Annotated in this window: 19 protein-coding genes; 13 read left to right on the forward strand and 6 right to left on the reverse strand. The window is 62.9% G+C overall.

What is annotated here, in order from left to right; all coding sequences use genetic code 11:
• Nucleotides 1–48 precede the first annotated feature (48 nt).
• Nucleotides 49–747, reverse strand: a complete 699-nt coding sequence (locus O7A70_RS19010; protein WP_140502640.1) for a corrinoid protein — start codon at nucleotides 745–747, stop codon at nucleotides 49–51.
• A gap of 288 nt (nucleotides 748–1035) precedes the next feature.
• Between O7A70_RS19010 and O7A70_RS19015 the strand changes: the two genes are divergently transcribed.
• From O7A70_RS19015 to O7A70_RS19045, 7 genes are all read left to right on the forward strand, one after another.
• A complete protein-coding gene (locus O7A70_RS19015; protein WP_337141745.1) occupies nucleotides 1036–2610 on the forward strand; it encodes a trimethylamine methyltransferase family protein in 1575 nt (524 codons plus the stop codon).
• A 97-nt stretch (nucleotides 2611–2707) separates the two neighbouring features.
• Nucleotides 2708–3388 (forward strand): 4Fe-4S dicluster domain-containing protein, encoded by a 681-nt coding sequence (locus O7A70_RS19020; RefSeq protein ID WP_337141746.1) that lies wholly within the window; start codon nucleotides 2708–2710, stop codon nucleotides 3386–3388.
• Nucleotides 3389–3493: 105 nt separating this feature from the next.
• Nucleotides 3494–4231 carry a dienelactone hydrolase family protein gene (locus O7A70_RS19025; RefSeq protein ID WP_337141747.1) on the forward strand — a complete coding sequence of 246 codons (738 nt, stop codon included), beginning with the start codon at nucleotides 3494–3496 and terminating at the stop codon, nucleotides 4229–4231.
• 105 nt (nucleotides 4232–4336) lie between these two features.
• A complete protein-coding gene (locus O7A70_RS19030; protein ID WP_337141748.1) occupies nucleotides 4337–5515 on the forward strand; it encodes an NAD(P)/FAD-dependent oxidoreductase in 1179 nt (392 codons plus the stop codon).
• Between the two features lie 122 nt (nucleotides 5516–5637).
• Nucleotides 5638–6198 carry an RNA polymerase sigma factor gene (locus tag O7A70_RS19035; RefSeq protein ID WP_337141749.1) on the forward strand — a complete coding sequence of 187 codons (561 nt, stop codon included), beginning with the start codon at nucleotides 5638–5640 and terminating at the stop codon, nucleotides 6196–6198.
• Between the two features lie 2 nt (nucleotides 6199–6200).
• Nucleotides 6201–8399 (forward strand): YfbK domain-containing protein, encoded by a 2199-nt coding sequence (locus O7A70_RS19040; protein ID WP_337141750.1) that lies wholly within the window; start codon nucleotides 6201–6203, stop codon nucleotides 8397–8399.
• Between the two features lie 350 nt (nucleotides 8400–8749).
• A complete protein-coding gene (locus tag O7A70_RS19045) occupies nucleotides 8750–9019 on the forward strand; it encodes a hypothetical protein (protein WP_337141751.1) in 270 nt (89 codons plus the stop codon).
• A 17-nt stretch (nucleotides 9020–9036) separates the two neighbouring features.
• Here O7A70_RS19045 and bmt read toward each other — a convergent pair whose 3' ends face one another.
• Complete coding sequence (gene bmt, locus O7A70_RS19050) at nucleotides 9037–10059, reverse strand: betaine--homocysteine S-methyltransferase (protein WP_337141912.1); 1023 nt, start codon at nucleotides 10057–10059, stop codon at nucleotides 9037–9039.
• 129 nt (nucleotides 10060–10188) lie between these two features.
• On the reverse strand, nucleotides 10189–11046 hold the full coding sequence (locus O7A70_RS19055) for a helix-turn-helix domain-containing protein (RefSeq protein WP_337141752.1): 858 nt from the start codon (nucleotides 11044–11046) through the stop codon (nucleotides 10189–10191).
• A gap of 230 nt (nucleotides 11047–11276) precedes the next feature.
• On the opposite strand from O7A70_RS19055, the gene O7A70_RS19060 reads away from it, so the two are divergent.
• A complete protein-coding gene (locus O7A70_RS19060; RefSeq protein WP_337141753.1) occupies nucleotides 11277–12287 on the forward strand; it encodes a fatty acid desaturase in 1011 nt (336 codons plus the stop codon).
• A gap of 94 nt (nucleotides 12288–12381) precedes the next feature.
• The gene (locus O7A70_RS19065) at nucleotides 12382–13209 is read left to right on the forward strand and encodes a phosphate/phosphite/phosphonate ABC transporter substrate-binding protein (RefSeq protein WP_337141754.1); all 828 of its coding nucleotides are present in this window, start codon (nucleotides 12382–12384) and stop codon (nucleotides 13207–13209) included.
• Here O7A70_RS19065 and O7A70_RS19070 read toward each other — a convergent pair.
• The 3 genes from O7A70_RS19070 to O7A70_RS19080 form a co-directional block, all read right to left on the reverse strand.
• A complete protein-coding gene (locus O7A70_RS19070; protein WP_337141755.1) occupies nucleotides 13174–14529 on the reverse strand; it encodes a M24 family metallopeptidase in 1356 nt (451 codons plus the stop codon). The genes O7A70_RS19065 and O7A70_RS19070 overlap by 36 nt on opposite strands.
• 9 nt (nucleotides 14530–14538) lie before the next feature.
• Nucleotides 14539–17109, reverse strand: coding sequence for a GcvT family protein (locus tag O7A70_RS19075; protein ID WP_337141756.1), 2571 nt, complete (start codon nucleotides 17107–17109; stop codon nucleotides 14539–14541).
• A gap of 95 nt (nucleotides 17110–17204) precedes the next feature.
• Nucleotides 17205–18782, reverse strand: a complete 1578-nt coding sequence (locus tag O7A70_RS19080; protein WP_337141757.1) for a trimethylamine methyltransferase family protein — start codon at nucleotides 18780–18782, stop codon at nucleotides 17205–17207.
• Nucleotides 18783–19272: 490 nt separating this feature from the next.
• Here O7A70_RS19080 and O7A70_RS19085 point away from each other — a divergent pair, with 490 nt between their 5' ends.
• The 4 genes from O7A70_RS19085 to O7A70_RS19100 all read left to right on the forward strand — a co-directional run bounded on the left by O7A70_RS19085 (nucleotide 19273) and on the right by O7A70_RS19100 (nucleotide 24228).
• A complete protein-coding gene (locus O7A70_RS19085) occupies nucleotides 19273–20433 on the forward strand; it encodes an MFS transporter (protein ID WP_337141758.1) in 1161 nt (386 codons plus the stop codon).
• A gap of 100 nt (nucleotides 20434–20533) precedes the next feature.
• Entirely contained in the window at nucleotides 20534–22603 is a 2070-nt protein-coding gene (locus O7A70_RS19090) for a prolyl oligopeptidase family serine peptidase (protein WP_337141759.1), read from the forward strand.
• 69 nt (nucleotides 22604–22672) lie between these two features.
• Nucleotides 22673–22798: a capsid protein gene (locus O7A70_RS19095; RefSeq protein WP_337141760.1), complete on the forward strand. Its 126-nt coding sequence runs from the start codon at nucleotides 22673–22675 to the stop codon at nucleotides 22796–22798.
• Nucleotides 22799–22848: 50 nt separating this feature from the next.
• Nucleotides 22849–24228 (forward strand): aspartate aminotransferase family protein, encoded by a 1380-nt coding sequence (locus O7A70_RS19100; protein ID WP_337141761.1) that lies wholly within the window; start codon nucleotides 22849–22851, stop codon nucleotides 24226–24228.
• The last annotated feature ends 109 nt before the right edge of the window (nucleotides 24229–24337 follow it).

Consider the following 24337-nt stretch of genomic DNA (forward strand, 5'->3'; position numbering starts at 1 on the left):
ACCGCGCTGCAAGGCGCGGCTTCTTTTTCGTCGTCCTGATGCCTTGGATCAGGCCGAAGCACGCACGTTGTGCTTGCGCTTCATGAAGTCCTTCGCGGTCTCGACCGCCACCGCGGCGTCGCGGCAATAGGCGTCGGCGCCGACGGCCTTGCCGAATTCCTCGTTGAGCGGCGCGCCGCCAACCAGCACGACGTAGTCGTCGCGAATGCCCTTTTCCTTCATCGTGTCGATGACGACCTTCATGTAGGGCATGGTTGTGGTCAGCAGCGCCGACATGCCGATGATGTCGGGCTGGTGCTGCTCGATCGCATCGAGATACTTCTCGACCGCGTTGTTGATGCCGAGGTCGATGACGTCGAAGCCAGCACCCTCCATCATCATGCCGACGAGGTTCTTGCCGATGTCGTGGATGTCGCCCTTGACGGTGCCGATCACCATCTTGCCCTGTTTCGGCGCGCCGGTGGCGGCGAGCAGAGGGCGCAGGATGAACATGCCGGCCTTCATCGCATTGGCCGACAACAGCACCTCGGGAACGAACAGGATGCCGTCGCGAAAATCCTCGCCGACGATACGCATGCCTTCGACCAGCGCCTCGGTCAGCACCTTGTAGGGCACCCAGCCGCGATCGAGCAGGATGCGCGTGCCTTCCTCGATTTCTTCCTTCAGACCGTCATAGAGATCGTCGTGCATCTGCTGCACCAACTCGTCGTCGGAAAGCTCGGAAAGGATGATCTCGTCGTCGGACATTTTAATCCAGCTCCTCACGGCATCGCGACTGTGTCGCAAGGCACAAAATAATGGCGTTCATACCTAACCCGCAACGGGCGGGTATCCATAGCTGATTTGCGACTTCCCGCAAAAGGAAAGCGACTGGAAAATCTATCGGATTTCTTGTCGATTTTGCGACAGGCGTTGGCGCGGACGGGCCGTTTCGAATAGGGTGCTTGGCTACGATCCGGCGAAAGCCGCGCCATGCGGCCGCAACGGTTACGGACCGGCCATAGTCAGGCAGGCCATATTCAGGGAAGAGCGATCATGAGCGAACACGCGGCAGTCGACCAGGAAGCGTCCAACGCGCGGCGTGGGCGCGGCGCCAGCGGTGGAGCGGCGGCAAGGCGCGCGGCGCGTTCCGGCGGCGGCCCGGGCACACAGCTCACTTACATCAAGCGCAAGATCAACGTCTACGAGGTGCTGAACGAGGAAGGCCTGGCGCTGATCGAGAAGAACACCGACACGGTGCTGGAAGAGATCGGCATTATTTTCCGCGATGACGCGGAAGCGTTACAGTTGTGGAAAGAGGCCGGCGCCGACGTCAAGGGCGAGCGCGTGCACTTCCCGAAGGGGCTCTGCCGTTCGCTCTTGAAGACCGCGCCATCCGTCTACACCCAGCATGCCCGCAACTCAGAACGCTCGGTGCAGATCGGCGGCAATGCGACCGTGTTCGCGCCGGTCTATGGTCCGCCCTTCGTGCGCGATCTCGACGGCGTCAGGCGCTATGCGACGATCGAGGATTTCCAGAATTTCGTGAAGCTCGCCTATATGGCGCCGTCGATCCACCATTCGGGCGGCACGGTGTGCGAGCCGGTCGACGTGCCGGTCAACAAGCGCCATCTCGACATGATCTACGCGCACATCAAATATTCCGACAAGCCGTTCATGGGTTCGGTGACCGCTCCGGAGCGCGCCGAGGACACGGTGGCGATGGCCAAGCTCGTCTTCGGCGACGACTTCGTCGAGAACAACACCGTGCTGACCAGCCTGATCAACGCCAACTCGCCGATGGTGTTCGACGAGACCATGCTTGGCGCCCTGAAGGTCTATTCGCGGCATAACCAGGCCTGCATCGTCACGCCGTTCATCCTGGCCGGCGCGATGAGCCCGGTGACGGTCGCCGGCACGCTGACGCAGGTCCTGGCCGAAGTGCTGGCCGGCGCGTCGTTCACGCAGCTGATCCGTCCGGGCGCGCCGGTGCTGTTCGGCACCTTCGCCTCGTCGATCTCCATGCAGTCGGGCGCGCCGACCTTCGGCACTCCGGAGCCGTCGCTGGTCTCCTATGGCGCGGCACAACTCGCACGCCGTCTCGGCTTGCCGTTCCGCACCGGCGGCTCGCTCTGCGCCTCGAAAGTGCCGGATGCGCAGGCAGCCTATGAGAGCGCCAACACGCTGAACTCGACCATTCTCGCCGGCACCAACTTCGTGCTGCATTCGGCCGGCTGGCTCGAAGGCGGCCTGGCGTCCTGCTATGAAAAATTCATGATGGATATCGACCAGCTCGGCATGACCCAAAAATTCTCCGAAGGCGTCGATCTTTCGGAAAACGGCCAGGCGATGGACGCCATCCGCCAGGTCGGCCCGGGCAGCCACTATCTCGGTTGCGACCACACCCAGGCCAATTTCCAGACCGCCTTCTACCGCTCGTCGATCGCCGACAACAACTCCTATGAGCAGTGGCTGGCCGAGGGTCAGAAGACCGCGCCGCAGCGCGCCAACGATCTGGCGCGGCGCTGGCTGGAGACTTACGAGGCGCCGCACCTTGATGAAGGCATCGACGAAGCCCTGAAGGACTTCATCGCCAAGAAGAAGGGGTCGATGCCCGACGCCTTCACCTGAAAGGAGCCCGAGTCAGGCGGGGCTAAAGTCGCCAACATCATCCACAAGGAAGTCTGGCGGAGCGCCTTCTCCGATCCGGACAAGAAGGGATGATTGCGTGCGCGGCATGATCGAGGAGATCACGGCCGCGCTTGGCGCCAACGGCCTCATCCTGCGTGGCGGCTTTCTTTTTCCCCATCACGACGGTGCCCCTCATGGCGTCTCGGGCGCGCCGGCAAAGTCCGTCCTGCTGGTAGGGCAGGCGGGTGCGGCACCCTGGCCGCATTTCCTGCGCTGGCGGCGGCAGCAGCCAAAGGCGATCGCCAATCCGCTCGACACCTGGTCGCGGCAGGTGATTGGCGCTACGGCAGAAAAGTTTGGCGCGCGCGCGGTTTCGCCGTCGGACAAGCCTTACCTGCCGTTCCAGCAATGGGCTGTTCGGGCGGAGGGGCTGAGGCCGTCGCCGCTCGGCATTCTCATGCATCCGCAATACGGACTGTGGCATGCCTACCGCGGCGCATTGCTGTTCGAGGATGAGATAGCGCTTCCGGAGCCTGGCGAAGCGATCCATCTCTGCGACACATGTGTCGAGAAACCGTGCCTGAAATCCTGCCCGGTCGATGCCTATTCCACGGAAGGGTTCGCCTACCAGCCCTGCCTGGCGCATGTGCGCGGGGCGAATGGCGGGTCGTGCCGCACTGGTGGTTGCCTTGACCGCAATGCCTGCCCGTATGGCACAAGCTACCGCTATCCGGCAGAGGTTCAGGCCTTCCATATGGCTGCATTCGCTGGTCTTTAGCGCGTCACGCGATCCCACGAAATGTTGACTGGCGGGTTCAGGCAACCGCCTTGCCGTGGCCGTTTGCGCGGATATGTATCGCGCATCTGATCAACGGAGCAGGCAATGGCGAAGCAGGACCTTCAGATCAAGACCCGTGACGGCATGGCGAAGGCTGGCCTGTTCCGCTCGGCCAAGGTTTCTCCAGCCAAGGCCGGCATCATCCTCTATCAGGACGCTTTCGGTCCACGGCCGGCGCTTGACCAAATGGCCGAGCGGCTGGCGGGCGAGGGCTATGCGGTGCTGCTGCCCGACCTCTTCTATCGCAATGCGCCTTACGGGCCGTTCGACGCCAAGACCGCCTTCACCGTGGAAAAGACCAAGACAGCGCTGATGGCCCTGGTCACCGGCACGACGCAGGAGATGACCATCAGCGACAGCGGCGCGTTTCTCGAGGCAATGTCCGCCGAAGGCGTCACCGGGCCGATCGGCACCGTCGGTTATTGCATGGGTGGCGCGCGGGCGCTCAACGCCGCTGCGACCTATCCAGACGCGATCAAGGCCGCCGCCAGTTTTCATGGCGGCAATCTCGCCAGCGATGCCGCCGACAGCCCGCACCGCAAGGCGGCTTCCATGAAGGCGCGCGTCTATATCGGCATGGCGGGCGTCGACCGGAGCTTTCCGCCGGAGCAGTCGACGCGGCTGGAAGAGGCACTGCGGAATGCCGAAGTCGACCACGCGATCGAGAATTATGTCGGCATGGCACATGGTTGGTGCGTGCCCGACCATGGCGTCTTCAACGCAGCCGGCGCCGAGCGGCATTGGAAGCGATTGGCGGATTTGTTCGCAGAAACGCTGGTCTGAGCCTTCGCCACCCTGTTGGCCGCGCGGCACATTGGAGGTATCAGGGCCGAATGAGCGGCTCGCCCGGCTAGTGCGGCGCGGGGTCATGCGGGAACGATCAGCCTGATGCAATCCTATGATGTCGTGATCATCGGCGCCGGCGCCGCCGGAATGATGTGCGCCGTGGAGGCCGCCAAGCGCGGCCGTTCGGTGCTGATCCTCGATCATGCGGCGGCACCTGGAGAAAAGATCCGTATCTCAGGCGGCGGCCGGTGCAATTTCACCAACATCCATGCGAGCCCGAAGAATTTTATCTCGAGGAATCCGCATTTCTGCATCTCGGCGCTCAGCCGCTATACGCAACGCGACTTCATTGCGCTCGTCGAACGCCACGGCATTGCCTATCATGAGAAGACACTGGGGCAGCTGTTTTGTGACGGCTCCGCGCGCCAGATCATCGACATGCTGGTCTCGGAAATGCGGGGCAGGGGCGCCGAGCTGGTATTGTCGACCCGCGTTGAGACGGTCGGCAAAACCGAGAAAGGGTTTGAACTCGCGCTCGCCACGGGTTCGGTCTCCTGCCAGTCCGTGGTCGTGGCCTGTGGCGGCAAGTCGATTCCCAAGATGGGCGCGACGGGCTTCGGCTACGAGCTTGCCGAACGGTTTGGCCTTGCCATCGTCGAAACACGACCTGCCCTGGTGCCGCTGACCTTCGATGCCAAGACGCTTGAGCGGCTTTCGCCCCTGGCCGGGAACGCCGTCGACGCCGAGATTGCCTGCGGCAAGACGCGGTTTTCCGAAGCGATGCTGTTCACGCATCGCGGCGTCAGCGGGCCATCCATCCTGCAAATCTCCTCCTATTGGCGCGAGGGTGATGAAATCCGCATCGCCATGCTGCCGGGCGTGGATGTGGCTGAGCTCGTCCGCGCCGCCAGGCGTGACAATGGCCGGCAAGCGGTGCAGACCGTGCTGGCAAATCATTTGCCGAAACGGCTGGCCCAGGCGATAGCCGAGCGAACTGGGCTCGACGGCAATCTTGCCGATCTTTCGGAGGCCCAGATCAAAACCGTCGAGGCCGCGGTCAACGACTGGCGCATCAAGCCAGCCGGTTCGGAAGGCTACCGGACGGCCGAAGTGACGCTCGGCGGGGTAGACACCAACGGCCTCGACCAGAAGACGATGCAGGCGAAATCCATACCTGGTCTGTTCTTCATCGGCGAAGTCGTCGACGTCACGGGTTGGCTCGGCGGCTATAATTTCCAGTGGGCATGGTCGTCGGGCTGGGCGGCGGGCCAGGCATGTTGACATTCAGGTGAGGCCGGCCTGACCTGAATCTCGACACGCTCCAGGTGCAGAAGTCCCAATTCGAAAAAAATCTTTCCATCACCCCAAGGATTAGCCATTAGCCTTCGTCCAACAGGCAAATGATGGCGATGATGCTGGATGAGAGCGAAGCCTCCGACGCCGAACTGATCGGGCGGGCGAAGGGCGGAGACAGGGGGGCCTTCGGCAAATTGCTGGAGCGTCACTACGACTTCGTCTATCGCGCCGCCTATCGCTGGTGCGGCAGGAAGGCGGATGCCGAGGACATCGCCCAGGAAGTCTGCGTCCGGCTCGGCAAGGCGATCCGCGATTATCGCGGCGGCGGCGCGTTCACGACATGGCTCTATACCATGACGATGAACGCCGCGCGCGACATGATCCGCAAGACCGCGCGCGAGACCGTCAAGACCGAGGCCTATGGCGTCCATGCGCTGATTTCGGGCGAGGCCCCGGCCGAGAGCGAAGATCCCGCCGAGGCGCTGTGGGCGGCGGTGCGGCAATTGCCCGACAAGCAGCGCGATGCCGTGATGCTTGTCTATGGCGAAGGTTTGAGCCACGCGGCCGCCGCCGAGGCGATGGCGATCTCGGAGACGACGGTTTCCTGGCACATCCATGAAGCGAAGAAACGGCTGAAGACAGTGATGCGTTCAGCCGGGGAAGTGTGACCATGGTCGACGACAACGAACTCAGAAAGCTGCGCGACGCAGCGATACCGGTGCCCGGCGAGAGCGCGAAGGCGCGCGCCTTCGAGGCCGCCCTGCGCGCCTATGACCAGCAGAATATTTCCGCCGTCACCCAAGGATCGGGCGGCGGCCTTCGTCTCACAGAGCGAGCACAAAAGCTCTGGAGCGAGATCATGCAAAAGAAACTCATTGCCACGCCGGCCATCGCTGGGCTCGTCGCCCTGCCGATCGCCGGATACGCCACCTTCCATATGCTGAGGGAACAGCCGTCGCCGTTCGGCGGCGAGGAGAAGATCACCGAGACGCTGGCAGACAAGCCGGCGACGCTGAAGCCATTGACCAAGCAGGCACCGGGAGATCAGGCCGTCAACGAGCCGACCGTGACCACGGCGCCGGCCAAGGACAAGAAGGTCAGCGCGGATGTGGAAGATCGCGATGCCAGCGACGCCCTTGCGTCGGCCGCGCCGCCGAAATCCGAATCGACTGCCGCCGGTGGCGCAGCACAACCGAATGCGCCGGTGAGCCCCACTGTATCGTCGAAGTTTGACCTGAAGACCTACAGCGGCAAGGAGATGGAGCATGGGGCTTTGCCAGCCTCCAGGCCGGCCCCTGCACCCAGCGGTGAGATTGCCGGTCTCATGCCAAGCGCGCCTAATGCCGCGCGGGCCAGTCGCGTCCAGGGAGCTGAGTCCAAGCTTGTGGCCCCGCAGCAGCCGGCGGCCATCCCGGCCGACCAGATCGCGCCGCAGGAGGAAAACCGCGATCGCGTCCAGGATTTCAAGACCAATCCGGTGCACGCCGCATTGGAAGACCCGGTCTCGACCTTCTCGATCGATGTCGACACCGCTTCCTATTCCTTCGTGCGCGGCTCGCTGAAGCAGGGCTACCTGCCGCAGGCCGATACGGTCCGCGTCGAGGAGATGATCAATTACTTCCCCTATGACTGGAAGGGGCCGGACTCGGCATCGACGCCGTTCAACTCGACAGTCAGCGTCATGCCGACGCCGTGGAACACGCACACCAAGCTGATGCATGTCGCCATCAAGGGTTTCGACATCAAGCCGACCGAGCAGCCGAAGGCCAATCTGGTCTTCCTGATCGACGTGTCGGGCTCGATGGACGAACCGGACAAGCTGCCGCTGCTCAAGTCGGCATTCCGGCTGCTGGTCAGCAAGCTGAAGGCCGACGACACCATCTCGATCGTCACCTATGCGGGTGACGCCGGCACCGTGCTGATGCCGACAAAGGTTGCCGAGAAGGACAAGATCCTCAATGCCATCGACAATCTGCAGCCCGGTGGCTCGACGGCAGGCGAAGCCGGCATCAAGGAAGCCTATAAACTTGCCCAGCAGTCCTTCATCAAGGACGGCGTCAACCGGGTGATGCTTGCCACCGACGGCGACTTCAATGTCGGCCAGACCGATGACGACGACTTGAAGCGGCTGATCGAGAGCGAGCGCAAGACCGGCGTGTTCCTGTCGGTGTTCGGCTTCGGCCGCGGCAATCTGAACGATGAGATGATGCAGACCATGGCCCAGAACGGCAACGGCACCGCCGCCTATATCGACACGCTGGCCGAGGCCGAGAAGGTGCTGGTCGAGGATGCTTCCTCGACGTTGTTCACCATCGCCAAGGATGTGAAGATCCAGGTCGAGTTCAACCCGGACAAGGTTTCCGAATACCGACTGATCGGCTACGAGACCCGGGCGCTCAACCGCGAGGATTTCAACAATGACCGCGTCGATGCCGGCGATATCGGCTCGGGGCATTCGGTCACCGCGATCTACGAGATCACGCCCAAGGGCGGTGGTGGCGAGCAGATCGATCCGCTGCGCTATGGCCAGGCCATGGTGAACAATGGCGGCGTTGCCAATGCGGACGAATATGCCTTCGTCAAGATCCGCTACAAGCTGCCGAACGAGGACGTCTCGAAGCTGATCACCACGCCGGTGACCTCCGCCAACGAGGTGGCGTCCTTCGACCAGGCGAGCACCGATCAGCGTTTCTCCGTCGCGGTGGCGGCCTTCGGCCAGAAGCTGCGCGACGAGGATGCGACCGCGAAGTTCGGCTACGACAAGATCATGGAGATTGCCACTGCCGCCCGAGGAGCCGACCCGTTTGGGTACAGGTCCGAGTTCCTTTCGCTTGTGCGCCTTGCCTCGGCGCTGGGCGGCAACCGGTAGTGGCGATGAAGGCCGGTTTCTTTCAGATGATGGGATCGTTCTGATAACCGGCCCACGGGCGGATGAGGCAGGCCGGCGAGGGATACTTTCCCTTGCCGGCCTTTTTTTCGGATCTGTCGATATTCAGGTGATGCCGGCCTGCAAACAGTGTCTTCCTGCGCTTCCGGTGCTCACGTACTTAAGTAGCTCCGCTCCGGTTCTCGAAAGTCACTGTTTCGGCTCGGCCTGACCTGAATCTCAACAGATCCTAGGGCAGCGCGCCGGATCATTAAATTGCGCTGCATTTCCGGTACCGGATCGCAATTTCCTCTCGCTACACCGGTCATGTCCAAGGCTTGAGGGAGCCCGAATTGCAGATCAGAACCATCGCCAACTCTACGCCGCCGGCACGGGATGCTTCGGCGGTTTCATCAGCCCCGTCAGCCGAATCCAGACGCATCAGCGATGATGTCGCGCAGGCCCGTCACACCGCCATGTCGGCACTGACCAACGACCGCTTCCGCGCCATGCTGGAGCACATTTCTGATCCCGGCGCATCGGGTGCGCTTGCAACAATGCGCGGCGACAATGTCGTCGATTTCAGGTCGGCGCAGTCGAGCTACGCCGACAACAGCGATTAATCGCAAAAGAAATCGCGTCAGGCGCGGGTGCGCCGCCGCTCGCGGCGGGCTTCGCTGGTCTCGGCCGTGTTTGCCGTCGCCACCTTGTTGCGCATCGGGCCGATGCGCTCCACGATTTTTTCGACCGTCGGACGAGCCGCTTTGGTGTGGGCGTCGAGTGCCTTGCGCATCGCGGCAAGATGCTGAAACGAGGTGCCGCAGCAGCCGCCGATGATCTTGGCTCCGCCATCCACGGCGAGCCGAACATAGTCAGCCATCAATTCCGGCGTGCCGGAATAGTGGATCTCGGTGCCACGGAATTCAGGGATGCCGCAATTGCCCTTGACGATGACGGTCGCCTCCGGCTTCGCCTCGGTCATGTCGAGCAGCGAGGCCAGGATGTCGGAGGCACCGACACCGCAATTGGCGCCAACGCCGAGCGGGGCTTGCGACAGCCCATCGGTGACGCCGTGGATATCCTTCGGCAGCAGGCCCATCATGGTGCGGCCTGCGGTGTCGAAGGAGCCGGTATAGGTGTAGGGCATGCCGACGCGAATGGCGGCTTCGGCAGCGGCGCGGATCTCGTCGGGCGCCGACATGGTCTCGATCCAGGCGACTTCGGCGCCACCTTCCTTGAGGCCCTCGATCTGCTCGGCGAAGGCGTCGACCGCCTCGTCATAGGTCATGGCGCCAAGCGGCACCAGCAATTCCCCGGTCGGGCCCACCGAACCGGCAACGACCACCTTGCGGCCGGCCTTGTCGGCAACGGCCCGCGCAATCTCGGCCGCGCGCTTGTTCAGCGCATGGACGCGATCCTGCGCATGGTGCAGCTTGAGGCGGTGGCGGGTGCCGCCGAAGGAGTTGGTCAGGATGATGTCGGCGCCGGCGTCGACAAAATTCTGGTGCAGGCGGGTGATGGTGTCGGGCGCGGTTTCGTTCAGCAGTTCCGGCGCCTCGCCGGCTTCCAGACCCATGGCGAATAAATTGGTGCCCGTGGCGCCATCGGCCAGCAGCACACCCTTTTCAGCCAGCAGGGCATCGATCGGATTGGGCGTCGTCATCGGATTGGCTTTCATGTCCTGGAATTCGAATAAGGATATAAAGAAGTCTTTATGTCTAGTCAATCAAATTGCGACGTCGGAATGGCAGGCATGGAGGCGGATCTGACGATCCCGCGGTATCCAGCGCGCTCAGACGGTGCCTGCTGCGAACGACATGCCGGCCAGATTGCGTGCGAAGGCGGCCGCTTCGTGCGGATTGATGTCGGCGGCGCGGATCAGATTGTCGAAATGCTTGGTCAGGGCCTGGACCGGCTGGGTGGCGTTCAGCACCACATACATGTCGCCGACATAGATGGCGGCGCGATAGGGGCCGAAGATGGTGAGCGGGATGGAATAGCGCATGCGGCCGTCGTAGAGGAACAGGCGGAAGGTCGGATAGAGGTCGTCGAGCAGCGTCGCCATATGGGCAAGTTGCTGCTGGCGGTCTGCCGCCGGGAAACGGTCCCACACACCGAGGCCGCGGGCGAAAATCTCCAGCGTGTGGCGCGGCATGCAGACTTCCATGTCGGTTTCCGGACGCCGGTTGTATTCGATGCGGTATTGCGTCTCGCTGGCCTGCGCCAGGCGGCTTCTGTTGGTGATGTTGGCCTCGTAGTCGACGAGCGCGCGAGTGCGCAGGAGATCGGGAATGCCGGCCGGCACATAACGGATCTTGGTGCCGGCCGCTTCAGCGAACCATTTTGCCAGCAGCGTGCGGTCGAAGCCGTCGGGCGCTTCCTCGATCTCGAGGCTTTCGCGGATTTCGCCGGTCACGCCTTCGTCCTGGCTGAGGCCAAGCAGCCAGTCCAGCGATACCTTGAATTCGGCGGCGATGTTGAGCAGCGTTTCAGCGCGCGGCAGGCGCGTCGAGGCGCCCGACATCAGTTGCGACAGCGCCGACCGATCGATGCCGACTGCTGACGCGAAAGCCGACTGATTGAGGTCGGACCTTGTCAGGAGGAGCTTCAGACGCTCCCGGAAGATCGTCGACAGATCGCGCTTGTCCATGCCTTTGCTCCTGTCTTCTGGAGGAAAAATTTGCGCTCGAGCCACGTGAATAGGCGCTCGATGCGTAAACGAATCCCTAAGTCTGTTTACAATGTGCAACATATGCGGTCAAAAATGCGCAATCGCAACATTTTGTGCACTTTGTCGCGTTGAGTGGAATCACTTCTCCTGACACAATACTGTCAGGAACCAGTTGGGGTTCCGGCGACTGAGGGACAGTGGTCGATAGCATGACTGGCAAGAACATTCGGCGAAGCAGCAAACCGGCCATCGAATGGCCCACCGTGGTTCTCGCATTCTTTTGCTACGGTGTCTGGTTCGTTGCCGGTCTCTTCCTCTGGCCATCCTATCCCATCCTGGCCCTTATCGTTATGGCCGTTACGCTGGCTCTGCAGTCCTCGATCATGCATGAAGTGCTGCACGGTCACCCGACCCGCAACGCCCTCGTCAACGAAGCCTTCGTCTTCCTGCCGATCGGCCTTGCCTGGCCGTTCCGCCGCTTCAAGACCATTCACCTGCGCCACCATGCCGACGAGCGGCTGACCGATCCGCTGGACGATCCCGAGAGCTACTATAAGGCTCTGTGGCATCACGAAGAATTGCCGCCGCTGATGAAATTCGTGCTGAAGATCAACAACACCATGGCCGGTCGCCTCGTGCTTGGGCCATGGCTGTCCTGCATCGGCTTCTTCATCGATGACGCCAAGCAGGCGATCGCCGGCGACAAGGCGATCCGCAAGGCCTGGCTGCTGCATGCGATCGGCCTTGTCGTGGTGCTGCCGGTCGTGCAGTTCGGGTTCGGCATGCCGGTTTGGCTCTATGTGCTGGTGCCGGTCTGGCTCGGCCAGTCGCTGATCTCGATCCGCACCTATGCCGAGCATCAGTGGTCGGAGCATCCGGAAGGCCGCACGGTGATTGTCGAGCGCTCGCCGCTGTCGCTCCTGTTCCTCAACAACAATCTGCACTTTGTCCATCACAAGAGCCCGACCATCGCCTGGTACCGGCTGCCGAAGCTGTTTCGTGACCGGCGCGAGGATTGGCTGCGGATGAACAATGGCTATGCCTACCCGAACTATTTCGCGCTGGTCAAAGCCTATGCCTTCAAGGCCAAGGAGCCGATCGTGCACCCGGTTCTGCGGCGCGCCCCCGAGCCGGGCAGGGCGTTCAAGCCGCGCGTCAGGGCGCGCAACATCAATGGGCTTGGCACGGTGCCGGTCCCGGCCGAACCGCCCAAGGAATAGCATCCGCGGATGGCGTGGATACCGTGTCGGCCAATTCTGATCGGGCGCCGCGTTTTTGCGATCCTTTCTCCCGACTTCGTGGTTTGATATCGGCATGAGCGAATTGATTGCGGCTTTGCCAATGTACGACTGGCCCGAAGTGCGTGGGGAAGTCGATGCGCAGTGGACGTCGTTGCGCGATGCCTTCCGGCGGAAGGGTATCGACGCGCCGCAAAGCATTGTGCGCCGCAATGGCGACCTGCCGGTCGTGCCGGGTGGTATCCATGAGGCTCAGGGGGGCCTGATTGCTCCGGATCCTGCGACGCTGCCGCCGGACGAATTCGATTCCCACAAGCTCTGGCTGCATCCGGCACTGTTGTTCGCGCAGGCCTGCTGGGGGCCGATGGAACTCGGCCTGTCCCGGCATGTGCAGGTGGTTGGCCAGCCAAGCTATGACGCCTATGAGGGCGGACAGGGCGAACTCTATTCGAGCGCGCTGGTTATGCGGGCAGGCGAGGGACCGCAGGTTCGGTCGCCCGCCGACGGCAAGGCCTGGCTGCCGCTCGATCTCATCCGAGGCAGGCGCTTTACCTTCAACAGCCTCGATTCCATGTCGGGCATCATCGCGCTGACGCGCGACCTGGGAGCGGCCGGCGAAAACCTGGACATATTTTCGTCGAGCGGCGAAAGCGGCGGCCATCGCGACTCGATCGTGGCGGTCGCCGAAGGCAGAGCGGATATCGCGGCGATCGACTGCGAAAGCTGGGCGCTGGCGCAGCGTTTCGAGCCGGCGGCGCGAAAGGTCGTGATCGTCGGCTGGACGGCACGACGCAAAGGCCTGCCTTACATCACCGCCAGGACGACGCCGGAAAAGACCATGCGCTCGATGCGCGAAGCGCTTGCCGGACTAGCCGAGCAGCCTCGCATCCAACGGGTAGGTTGAAAGCTTCTCGTTGCCGGTCTCGGTGATCAGGATCTGCTCCTCGATCTTGACGCCTTCGCGGCCGCTCAGCCGGCCGATATAGCTTTCCACGCACAGCACCATGCCTGGTTCAAGCACGCCATCGGGCGTGTCTGAGGTCCAGTCACTGGCATGCGGCAAGGTCGGGTATTCATCGGCCAGTCCAACGCCGTGGTAGAGCACGCCGTAGCGGGTCGGGAAGCAGTCTCCCGGCGGGATGGCTGAGCGTTCGACAAGGTCGCGGAACGAGACGCCGGGCTGCATCAACGCGATGTTGTGTTCGATCTGGTCGGCTGCGATGCGGAACAGGTCGCGCTGTTCGTTGGTCGGCTTTGTATCGCCGCACAGCCAGGTGCGCGAGAGATCGGCGCAGAAGCCGTAGGGGCCGATCAGGTCGGTGTCGAAGGCGACGAGGTCGCCCGTCTCGATGTTCCGCGACGAACATTCCTGGAACCACGGATTGGTGCGCGGTCCCGACGTCAGCAGCCGCGTTTCGATCCATTCGCCGCCGCGCGCGATGTTGCCGCGATGGAGTTCGGCCCACAATTCGTTTTCGGAGATACCGGGCTTGAGCGCATGTTCCATCTCGCCCATGGCCGCCTCGCAAGCGACGATGGCGCGGCGCATGGCGAGGATTTCGTCCGGCGATTTTAACAAGCGGGCGTTCTCCAACACCGCTTCGCCATTGCCGATTGAAACACCAAGGCGCGCCAGTTCCTCGACGCCTTCCGGGTTGATGTGGTCGACGGCGATGCGGCTGTTGCCGCCACCGTGCTCCCTGACCAGATCGGCGACACCGGCCGCCCAACGGCGGACTTTTTGCTCGGTCAGTTCGCCGCTGTAGAGATACATCCAAGACACCGCCGGCCGCACTTCGTCGACCATGCCGGAATGGTCTGACAGGTGCTCGCAGGAAAAGTAGTCGAACAGCACCACCGGCCCGTCGGTGGCGACGAAGCAATGCCGCGTCGGGTTGTGCGCGACCCAGAGCTGCATATTGGTAGAGTCGGTGGCATAGCGGATATTGACGGGATCGTAGAGCAGGGCGCCGGCACAGCCGCGGCGCTTCAGCTCGGCGCGGATGCGCTCGAGCCGGTATTTTCGCATCGCCGACAGGTCGGGCGCGGCGATACCTGCCGCCGCCCATTCCGCTTCAGCTTGTGCACCATAGCCCAGTACATGCTGGTTGAGCGACGCCGCCTTCTCCCGGGAGGCTTCGCGCAACGCTTCGATCGAGCCTGATACAAACGGCATGATCTTGCGGTGGTGGCCGAAGCTTCCCTTTGGCGCCCCGCTATCCATGACGAAACCTCAGGTTCGCATCTTCTCGCCGCTGGGGTCGAAAGGCGCTTCGACATTGATCCGGGCCGGGCGGCGGGATCCAAGAATCTCGATCTCGAACAGTCCGGCACTTTCATCCTCGGCGAGGGCTGCCGGCACATAGCCTTGTGCCATCGACTTCTGGACGTAATGCGCATAGCCGCCCGACGTCACCCAGCCGACCACACGCCAGTCGCCATCGACGATGCCGCGCACGGCGGACGCGCCTTCAGCGGCCTTTGAACCGCGTATTTCCTGGCCTGACGTGTCGAAGCGCGGCGCACCGTAGCCATGTGGCTTTTCCACCGTGCCATAATCCTTGCTGACCTTGGCCCAGATCGGCTCGTCGCCCATTACGTCGGCGTCCCCTGCATCGACGATGAAGGAGACGCGGCGCAGTTTTGGCCCTTCCGCCTGTTCCTTGGCGGCCGCTTCACGGCCGATGAAGTCGTTCTTCTCGAGCTTGATGAAGCGGTCCATCGAGCCTTCGAACGGCCCGTAGATCGGCCGCAGCTCGCGGAACCAGGTTGGGAAGTTCTTTTCGAGACGCATCGACAGCAAGGCGCGCATGCCGAAATCGACGACGCCGAATTCTTCGCCCGCATCCTTGATCGCCTTATAGACGAGGCGCTCATAGGCCGGCGCCATCCAGATCTCATAGCCGAGGTCGCCGGTGTAGGTGATGCGGTTGACCAGGCAGGGCGCGCCGCCGACCGCCATCTCTCGGAAATCCATGAAGCGGAAGGCCTTGGTCGAAATGTCGACATCGACCAGTTTCTGCAAGAGGTCGCGGGATTTCGGACCGGCGATGGAGAGGCCGACCAGTGTCTGGTCGAAACGGTGGATGCGCACCGATCCGTCTTTGGGCAGGTGCTTTTCGAACCAGCGCATGTGGTACTTCTGCGCCGCCGACGAACCCCAGATCATGAAGCGGTCCTCGCCGGCCTTGGCGATGGTGAAGTCGCCGATCAGCTTGCCGAACTCGTTGATCATCGGCGTCAGCACGATGCGGCCGGTCTTCGGCATGCGGTTGGTCATCAGCCGGTTGAGGAACTCTTCCGCACCCGGTCCCGACACTTCGTATTTGGCGAAGTTGGCGATCTCGGTGACGCCGACGCGCTCGCGCGTGGCGCACACTTCCTCGCCGATCGGCCCGAAATCGTTGGAGCGGTGGAAGGAGACGACGTCTTTCGGCTCCTTGCCCTTAGGCGCGAACCAGAGCGGGGTTTCGAGGCCCCACGAATCACCCATGACGGCGTTGTTGGCGAGCATGGTGTCGTAGAGCGGCGTCGTCTGCGCCGGGCGGGCGGCCGGCAGTTCTTCGTTGGGGAAGCGGATCGAGAAGCGGCGCGAATAGTTTTCGCGCACCTTGGCGTTGGTATAGCGCAGGCCGGCCCATTCGCCGAAGCGGGCGACATCCATGCCCCAGACGTCGAAGCCGGGGTCGCCGTGGACCATCCAGTTGGACAGAGCGAGACCAACGCCGCCGCCCTGGCTGAAACCGGCCATCACGGCGCAGGCACACCAGAAATTGGTCAGTCCCTGAACTGGGCCGACCAGCGGGTTGCCGTCGAGCGCGAAGGTGAAGGGGCCGTTGATGATCTGCTTGATGCCGGCCTTCTCGATGCCGGGGAAATGCTTGAAGCCGATTTCCAGCGACGGTGCGATGCGGTCGAGGTCGGGCGGCAGCAGTTCATGGCCGAAATCCCACGGCGTGTTGACCGGCGACCACGGCTTGCAGGCCTTTTCATAGGTACCGAGCAGGATGCCGTTGCGCTCCTGGCGGGTGTAGATCTCGCCCTTGAAGTCGAGCACGCCGATCATTTCGCGGCCGGTCGACTTGTTGAACTCCTCAACCTCCGGCATCGGTTCGGTAAGCAGATACATGTGCTCCATGGCCAGCACCGGCAGCTCGACGCCGACCATGCGGCCGATCTCGCGCGCCCACAGGCCGCCGCAGTTGACGACATGCTCGGCGTGAACCGTGCCCTGTTCGGTGACGACATTCCAGGTGCCGTCCGGCTGCTGCGTCAGGTCGACCACGCGGTTGCGCAGCACGATTTCGGCGCCGAGTTTTTTCGCCGCCTTGGAATAGGCGATGGTGGTGCCGGAGGGGTCGAGATGGCCTTCAACCGGATCCCACATGGCGCCGACGAAATTGGTCTCGTCCATCAGCGGGAACATCGCCTTGGCTTCGGACGGCGTGATCAGTTCGGTGTCCATGCCGAGATAGCGGCCCTTGGCGTGGGCAAGGCGCAGGAAGTCCATGCGCTCGGGCGTATCGGCCAACATCACGCCGCCCGTCAGGTGCAGCGAGCAGGATTGGCCCGAAATCTCCTCGATTTCCTTGTAGAGCTGGACCGTATAGGCCTGCAGCTTGGCGACGTTCGGATCGCCGTTCAGCGTATGGAAGCCGCCGGCCGCGTGCCAGGATGAGCCCGAGGTGAGCTCCGAGCGCTCGATCAGCATGATGTCGGTCCAGCCGGCCTTGGCCAGATGATAGAGCACCGAGCAGCCGACGACGCCGCCGCCAATGACAACCGCTTTTACATGGGATTTCATGAAGATAGGTCCGTTTCTGAAGAGATTGAATCAGCTAGGTCAGTCCGCCGCGACTGGCCTCGACCGTGGAAGCCAAAGGTCACTGCGGCATACGATCAAAAATCGGTCGGCGCGCCGCCTTCGGCCGTGCGCTTCTGGACGAAGGCGTTGAGCTCCTCGCGGATGGCGGGATCCATGTAGGGCTCGTCATAGGACGCCAGCCGCTCCTTCCAGACCTTGTTGGCCTTTTCCAGCGCCGTCGGCGAGCCGGCTTCCGCCCAGGTCTCGAAATTGCGCCAGTCCGAGAGGATCGGCGAATAGAAGGCGGTCTTGTAGCGGTCCTGCGTGTGCTGGGTGCCGAAGAAATGGCCACCGGGGCCGACCGACTGGATGGCATCGAAGCCAAGTGCCTCTTCGGAGAGGTCTAGCGGGGTCAGGAATTCGGCCACCATCTGCAAGAGGTCGATATCCAGAATGGTCTTCTCGTAGGAGCAGCGCAGGCCGCCCTCGAGCCAGCCGGCGGCATGCATCATCAGATTGCCGCCACCCTGGATGGCGCCCCACAGCGAGAACACGCTTTCATAGGCGGCCTGCGCGTCGACCGTGTTGGCGGCGCAGGTGTTGGAGGTGCGGTAGGGAATGTTGTAGCGGCGGGCAAGCTGGCCACCGACCAGCTGCGCCTTCATGTATTCGGGCGTGCCGAAGGCCGGTGAACCGGACTTCATGTCGACATTGGAGGTGAAGCCGCCATAGCCGACAGGTGCGCCCTTCCTGACCATCTGGGCGAAGGCAATGCCGGACAGTGCTTCGGCATTCTGCTGCACCAGCGCGCCGGCGATGGTGACAGGCGCCATCGCCCCCGACAGGGTGAAGGGCGTGACGATGACGACCTGGCCCTTGCTCGACATCTGGATGATGCCTTCCATCATCGGCACGTCGAGCTTGAGCGGCGAATTGGTGTTGATGATGGTGAAGACAGATGGCTCCGCGAGCAACTGCTCATGGCTGATGCCGCGCGCGATGCGGGTGATCTCGATGCCGTCGACATTGCGCTCCTTGCCGAGCGAATAGATGTGGAACACCTTGTCGGTCAGCGTGGCGAGGTCGCGGATGCATTCGAGATGGCGGACCGACGGGTGGATATCGGTCGGCTCGACCGGATAGCCGCCCGTGCAATTCAGGATGTTGTGCATCTGGGCCAGCCGCAGGAAATTGCGATAATCCTGCTGGTTGCCCGGCCGGCGGCCACGATCGATGTCGGAGCAATTGGGCGCCGACGCCATCATCGAGATGATCAGATTGTCGCCGCCAAAGCGCACATTGTGGGCAGGGTTGCGGGCGTGGATGGTGAATTCGGACGGGCAGTTCGACACCAGCTCCAGGATCATGTCGCTGTCGAAGCGCACGCGCTCCGAGCCCTCGCGCACATCGGCGCCATGCGCCTTCATGATGCTGCGGGCTTCGTCGTGCAGAACGTCGACACCGATTTCGCGCAACACCCGCAAGGAAGCGAGGTGGATCGATTCCAGCTCGTCCTCGGAAACCAGCTTGGTCGGCGTCAGCGGATTTTTCAGCTGGCGGAAAGCCGGCTGCTCGAACGCGGCCGAGCCACCGGCGCGCTTTCCGGCGCGACCGCCACGGCGGGCACGGTCGGGCGCCAAAGCCGGCTCTGAGGGTTGTAGGGCGGCGGTCATGATGGTCCTCGTAGGATGCGATAATGGGCGGCATAATGGACCGGCGCCCGCCCGGCCATTGCGGAGGCGGCGACCACTAGGGCGAGGGAAGCGACATGCCGGAACGGCAGTTGCGTGGACGCGACATCCGCCTTGATCATCCATCCGTTGGCGCAAGCGGATCTTGCTTGCCGGCCCTTTCTTTCCGCCGATCGAACCCGTAGCTAGTGGGGCCTGTCGGCAGGGAGGTTAGCCGGCACCTCACATGGAATGACAGCATGGTCGCAACCGGCTCGAGCGAAGGCGAAGCGGGAACAGCGATAGGACCACTGGGATTGCCACCGTGATCGTCGCCCTCGACGCTTTGCTGGTCGCCTTCGCGCTCTATAGATCCGCCAGCCGCAGAAGCTCCTGGCAGGGTCTGGCTGGAGCCGGGCGTCGGTTCGGGCCGCGGGGCTTACTCCCATCGGACCGAACCGCTAAGTCTGCAACCACGACAGCATTATGGATCATGGACTTGGTGGACACGAGAAGCGACGAGATGATGCAGTGGGCGGCGATCACCGGTGTGATCGCAACCGTGTCCGTGTTCGCCATCGCGCAGGGCCTGTCCTATCCGCTGTTGAGCTTCATCCTGCAGCGCCAGGGTGTCTCGCCGGCGATGATCGGCCTGTCGGCGGCAATGACGCCTGTCGGCTTCATCCTGTCATCGCCGCTGATACCTGGCCTGGCAAGGCGGTTCGGGGCAGGGCGCACGGCGCTCACCTGTGCCGCACTCTCGGCTGTCGTGCTGGCGCTGATCGGCTGGACGCAGAACGTCTATCTCTGGTTTCCGCTGCGCTTCCTGATCGGCGTAGTGACCAACCCACTCTATGTGCTCAGTGAGATCTGGGTGATCGCGCTCGCACCGCCGGCCCGGCGCGGCCGCATCATGGGTCTCTATTCGACGATCATTTCCGCTGGCTTCGCGACCGGCCCGCTTTGCCTGCTTGCCGTCGGCACGGAAGGCTGGCCGCCGTTCCTTGTCGGCATTGGCGCCTTCGTGCTCTGCGGCTTCTGCCTGGCATCGGTTCTGCCACGGCTGCCCAGGGTGGACGAGGCCGGGCATCAGGTTTCGGTGATGGGTTTCATGCCTCTCGCCTGGCTGCTTCTGTCGGCGGTGGTCGTGGCCGCCGGCTTCGAGCAGGCGGTGCTGGCACTACTGCCTGTCTATGGCACGTATCATGGCATTGCGGAGGCTCGCATGTCCGCGCTGCTGTCGGTCATGATTGCCGGCAACATTGCCATGCAGGTGCCGCTTGGCCTGCTGGCCGAGCGGCTGACGGCCCGCCTGGTGCGCTTCATCTGCGTCTCGCTGACGCTGTTCGGTTGTGCGCTGCTGCCGGTGCTGATCGATACCCCGCTGATCTGGCCCTGCGTCTTCGTCTGGGGCGCGGTGTCCTACGGCATCTACACGATGTCGATCATCGAGCTTGGCGAGCGCTTTACCGGCTCGGCACTGGTTGCCGGCAATGCGGCATTCTCCCTGATGTGGGGCGTCGGCGGCATTCTGGTCCCGCCGCTTACCGGCGGCGTGATGGATGTGTTTGGCGCGGTCGGCCTGCCGGTCACGCTTGGCGCGATCTGCGCTACGCTGGCCTTGGCGACGATCATCCGCCGGCGGGTGCTGTGAAGCAACGTGACGTGGACCGCAAAAGACCATATCGCATCTTGAATGTAAGCGCCGCCAACGCGATGTAGGCAAGGCCGCCCAGAATCCCCCGGAGACCTGCATGACCTTTTCGACGACCAAAGCCCAGCCCTCCCAGAAGGCCGGCGATCCTTTCCTCTGGCTGGAAGACAGGACCAGCAAACAGTCGCTCGACTGGGTGCATAGCCAGAACGAGGTCACGGTGGCGGAATTGCAGGGCGATCCATCCTACCAGGTTTCGTTCCAGACGGCGCTCGACCTGATGACGGCCGAGGACAATATCGCGGTTGGCGCGGCAATCGCGGGCCATGTCTACAATTTCTGGCAGGACAAGAACAATGCGCTCGGCCTGTGGCGGCGCACGACGGTCGCTTCCTACAAAACCGACAAGCCCGACTGGGAGACGATCATCGACTTCGATCAACTGGCGGCGAAGGAGGGGATAAAGTGGGTGTTCGGCGGCGCTGTCAGGCTCTACCCAGATTTCAATCGCTGCCTGGTCTCGATGTCGCCCGATGGCGGTGACGCCAGTGCGATGCGCGAGTTCGACATCGCGGCCAAGTCCTTCGTCGAAGGCGGTTTTCAGGCGCCGGCCTCGAAATCGGGCTTCGGCTGGCTGGACGAGGATACGGTGATCGTCTCGGCCGCATTCGAAGACGCCGACAAGACAGAGTCCGGATATCCGCGGGTGGTCAAGCTCTGGAAACGCGGCACCAGGCTGGAAGAGGCGACCCCGATCTTCGAGGGAAAGACCGAGGATCTTGCCGTTGGCGCCGGTGTCGAGTTCGACGGCGAGAAGCGTCACCTGTTTCTGGCGCGGACACTCAATTTCTTCGCATCGCACAGTTTCCTGCGCCTGCCTTCGGGAGAGAACCGCCGCATCCCGCTGCCCGACGACGTCACCGACACCGCGCTTTTTAGGGATCAACTGGTGTTTGGAGTGCGGACGCCATGGACGGCGCCGGACGGCACCGCATGCCAGCCGGACGGGCTTTATTCGATCGATTTCGCGTATTGGATCGAAACCGGCAGTTTTGGCCCGATCGAGACGTTGCTGGCGCCGGCATATCGCGTCTCGATCGCCGGTATCAGCCGCACGCAGGACCGCCTGTTCGTCAACCTGATGGACAATGTGCGTGGCAAGGTTCTCGTTTGCGAGCGTAGGGACGACGCCTGGTCGCTGAAACCTGTCGCGCTGCCCGAAAACGGCACTGTCGGCATCAGCCATGCCGAGCATTTCGGCTCCACCGTCTCCTTCTCCTTCACCGATTTCCTGACGCCGAGTTCGATCATCTGGTCCGATGACGATGGCGAGACGCTCGCCACCGTGAAGTCGCAGCCGGCGCGCTTCGATGCCTCGCCGCTTGTCTCGGAACAGTTCGAGGCGCGCTCGAAGGATGGCACGATGATCCCTTACTTCGTCGTCAGGCGGCGCGACCAGAATGGGCCGGTGCCGACGCTGCTCTACGGTTATGGCGGTTTCGAAGTGCCGCTGTTGCCCGGCTATGCCGGCGTGCGCGGCAGGCTTTGGCTGGAGAAAGGCAATGCCTATGTGCAGGCCTGTATTCGCGGCGGTGGCGAGTTCGGCCCGGCCTGGCACCAGGCGGCGCTGAAAGGCAAGCGCCAGACCGGCTTCGACGATTTTGCCGCGGTGGCTGAGGATGTCGTCAGGCGTGGCATCGCAACGCCTGCCTCGCTTGGCATTCAGGGCGGCTCCAACGGCGGCTTGCTGACGGGCGCTTCCCTGACGCAGCATCCCGAGCTTTTCGGCGCCGTCATCATTGAGGTGCCGCTGCTCGACATGCTGCGCTACACCGAACTGCCGCCGGGCGCTTCGTGGATGGCCGAATATGGCGATCCGTCAAAGCCTGAAGACGCCAAATGGCTTTCCGCCTATTCACCCTACCAGCATGTCAAGGCGGATGCCGCCTATCCGCCGGTGCTGCTGACCACCTCGACCGCGGACGACCGGGTCCATCCGGGCCATGCGCGCAAGATGGCGGCCCGCCTGCAGGAAGCCGGACACGGCAAGACGCTGTTCTTCGAAGAGACCGAAGGCGGTCATGGCGGGCGCGGCGACCGACGGCCGCAGGCGGCGCAGACGGCGATGAAGTTTGTGTTCCTGCAGCGGGCGCTGAGCGGCGAAGCCTGACATCATGCCATGGCGCCACTTGAGCAAAGGGTGGTTCACCTCGACCGCCCTTTGCTCTAAGGTGCCTTCATGGCTCTCGCTAGATTATCAGCTCGCGCATTCCGGGTCGCGGTGACGCCATCGTCACGCACGCTGCGCGCCGAGCTTTTGCGGCTGTGCGCCCGCATCGGCTATTCGCCACCTGGCGTCCTCTGACGAATTCGCCCCGGCACCGCCGGAATGATTTCAGAGGAAAGATCAAATCAATGACCTATCAGAATTATTCGCTGAAGCAGCTTCAGCAGATCGACGCCGCGCATCACTTGCATCCCTTCACCGACCATAAGGAGCTGCGTGAGGCCGGCGCGCGCGTCATCACCCACGCCAAGGGCCCGTTCATCTACGATTCCGAAGGGACGGAGCTGCTGGACGGCATGGCCGGCCTGTGGTGCGTCAATATCGGCTACGGTCGCGACGAACTGGCCGAGGCCGCCTATGCCCAGATGAAGGAATTGCCTTACTACAATTCCTTCTTCAAATGTTCGACGCCGACGCCGGTGCTGTTGTCGAAAAAGCTGGCCGAGATCGCGCCACGCAACGTCAACCAGGCGTTTTATGGCTCATCCGGTTCGGAGGCCAACGACACCGCGTTGCGCCTTGTGCGCCACTATTGGGTGCTGGAAGGCAAGCCGGAGAAGAACCGCGTCATCTCGCGCAAGATGGCCTATCACGGTTCGACCATCGCCGGCACTTCGCTCGGCGGCATGGATGCCATGCACAAGCAGCTCAACGGCGCGGTGCCCAATATCGTCCATGTGATGATGCCCTATGCTTATGAGCTGGCTCTTCCTGGCGAAAGCGATCACGATTTCGGCCTGCGCGCGGCAAAGTCCGTCGAGGATGCCATCATCGAGGCTGGCGCCGACAAGGTCGCGGCTTTCATCGGCGAGCCGGTGATGGGCGCGGGCGGCGTCAAGATCCCGCCGGCGAGCTACTGGCCCGAAGTGCAGCGCATCTGCCGCAAATACGATGTGCTTTTGATGCTGGACGAGGTCATCACTGGCTATGGCCGCACAGGTGAGTGGTTCGCGGCCCAGACCTTCGGCATCGAACCGGATACCATCACCACGGCCAAGGCGCTGACATCGGGCTATCAGCCGCTCTCGGCGCTGCTGGTTGGCGATCGCATTGCCTCGACGCTGGTCGAGAAGGGCGGCGAGTTCAACCACGGCTACACCTATTCGGGGCACCCCGTGGCCTGCGCCGTGGCGCTGAAGAACCTCGAGATTATCGAACAGGAAGGCCTGGTCGATCGCGTCAGGAACGACACCGGACCCTATTTCGCCAGGGCTTTGCAGGAGCGTATCGCCGGGCATGACTTGGTCGGCGAGGTGCGTTCGATCGGCCTGATGGGTGCGATCGAGATCGTCAAGGACAAGGCGACTAAGGAACGCTTCCTGCCGTCGGGAAGTGCCGCGGTGACGGTGCGCGATCATGCGATCGCCAACGGCATGATGCTGCGCGCCACCGGCGACACGATGATCCTGTCGCCGCCGCTGATCTGGACCCGCGACACCATCGACATGGCCTGCGAGCGCATCGGCAAGGCGCTCGACTTGGCGCAGGCCGATCTGCGCAGGCGATAGGAGCAAGCCTCGATTGGGCGTTTCTACGAAGAGACGCCCAATCCCCGGAATATGCGTCATGGCCGGGAACGAATTTCGTCGCGGCCGAACGGTCGATCAGCGCCGCGCT

The organism is Mesorhizobium sp. Cs1299R1N1 (genome assembly GCF_037179655.1).
Classification (GTDB): Bacteria; Pseudomonadota; Alphaproteobacteria; order Rhizobiales; family Rhizobiaceae; genus Mesorhizobium; species Mesorhizobium salmacidum.

Bases quoted from the DNA above. Each gene is read 5' to 3' on its own strand.
- O7A70_RS19010 (WP_140502640.1), bottom strand. From the start codon at position 747: ATGTCCGACGACGAGATCATCCTTTCCGAGCTTTCCGACGACGAGTTG.
- O7A70_RS19015 (WP_337141745.1), top strand. From the start codon at position 1,036: ATGAGCGAACACGCGGCAGTCGACCAGGAAGCGTCCAACGCGCGGCGT.
- O7A70_RS19025 (WP_337141747.1), top strand. From the start codon at position 3,494: ATGGCGAAGCAGGACCTTCAGATCAAGACCCGTGACGGCATGGCGAAG.
- O7A70_RS19030 (WP_337141748.1), top strand. From the start codon at position 4,337: ATGCAATCCTATGATGTCGTGATCATCGGCGCCGGCGCCGCCGGAATG.
- O7A70_RS19035 (WP_337141749.1), top strand. From the start codon at position 5,638: ATGGCGATGATGCTGGATGAGAGCGAAGCCTCCGACGCCGAACTGATC.
- O7A70_RS19040 (WP_337141750.1), top strand. From the start codon at position 6,201: ATGGTCGACGACAACGAACTCAGAAAGCTGCGCGACGCAGCGATACCG.
- bmt (WP_337141912.1), bottom strand. From the start codon at position 10,059: ATGACGACGCCCAATCCGATCGATGCCCTGCTGGCTGAAAAGGGTGTG.
- O7A70_RS19055 (WP_337141752.1), bottom strand. From the start codon at position 11,046: ATGGACAAGCGCGATCTGTCGACGATCTTCCGGGAGCGTCTGAAGCTC.
- O7A70_RS19060 (WP_337141753.1), top strand. From the start codon at position 11,277: ATGACTGGCAAGAACATTCGGCGAAGCAGCAAACCGGCCATCGAATGG.
- O7A70_RS19065 (WP_337141754.1), top strand. From the start codon at position 12,382: ATGAGCGAATTGATTGCGGCTTTGCCAATGTACGACTGGCCCGAAGTG.
- O7A70_RS19070 (WP_337141755.1), bottom strand. From the start codon at position 14,529: ATGGATAGCGGGGCGCCAAAGGGAAGCTTCGGCCACCACCGCAAGATC.
- O7A70_RS19075 (WP_337141756.1), bottom strand. From the start codon at position 17,109: ATGAAATCCCATGTAAAAGCGGTTGTCATTGGCGGCGGCGTCGTCGGC.
- O7A70_RS19080 (WP_337141757.1), bottom strand. From the start codon at position 18,782: ATGACCGCCGCCCTACAACCCTCAGAGCCGGCTTTGGCGCCCGACCGT.
- O7A70_RS19085 (WP_337141758.1), top strand. From the start codon at position 19,273: ATGGACTTGGTGGACACGAGAAGCGACGAGATGATGCAGTGGGCGGCG.
- O7A70_RS19090 (WP_337141759.1), top strand. From the start codon at position 20,534: ATGACCTTTTCGACGACCAAAGCCCAGCCCTCCCAGAAGGCCGGCGAT.
- O7A70_RS19095 (WP_337141760.1), top strand. From the start codon at position 22,673: ATGGCTCTCGCTAGATTATCAGCTCGCGCATTCCGGGTCGCGGTGACG.
- O7A70_RS19100 (WP_337141761.1), top strand. From the start codon at position 22,849: ATGACCTATCAGAATTATTCGCTGAAGCAGCTTCAGCAGATCGACGCC.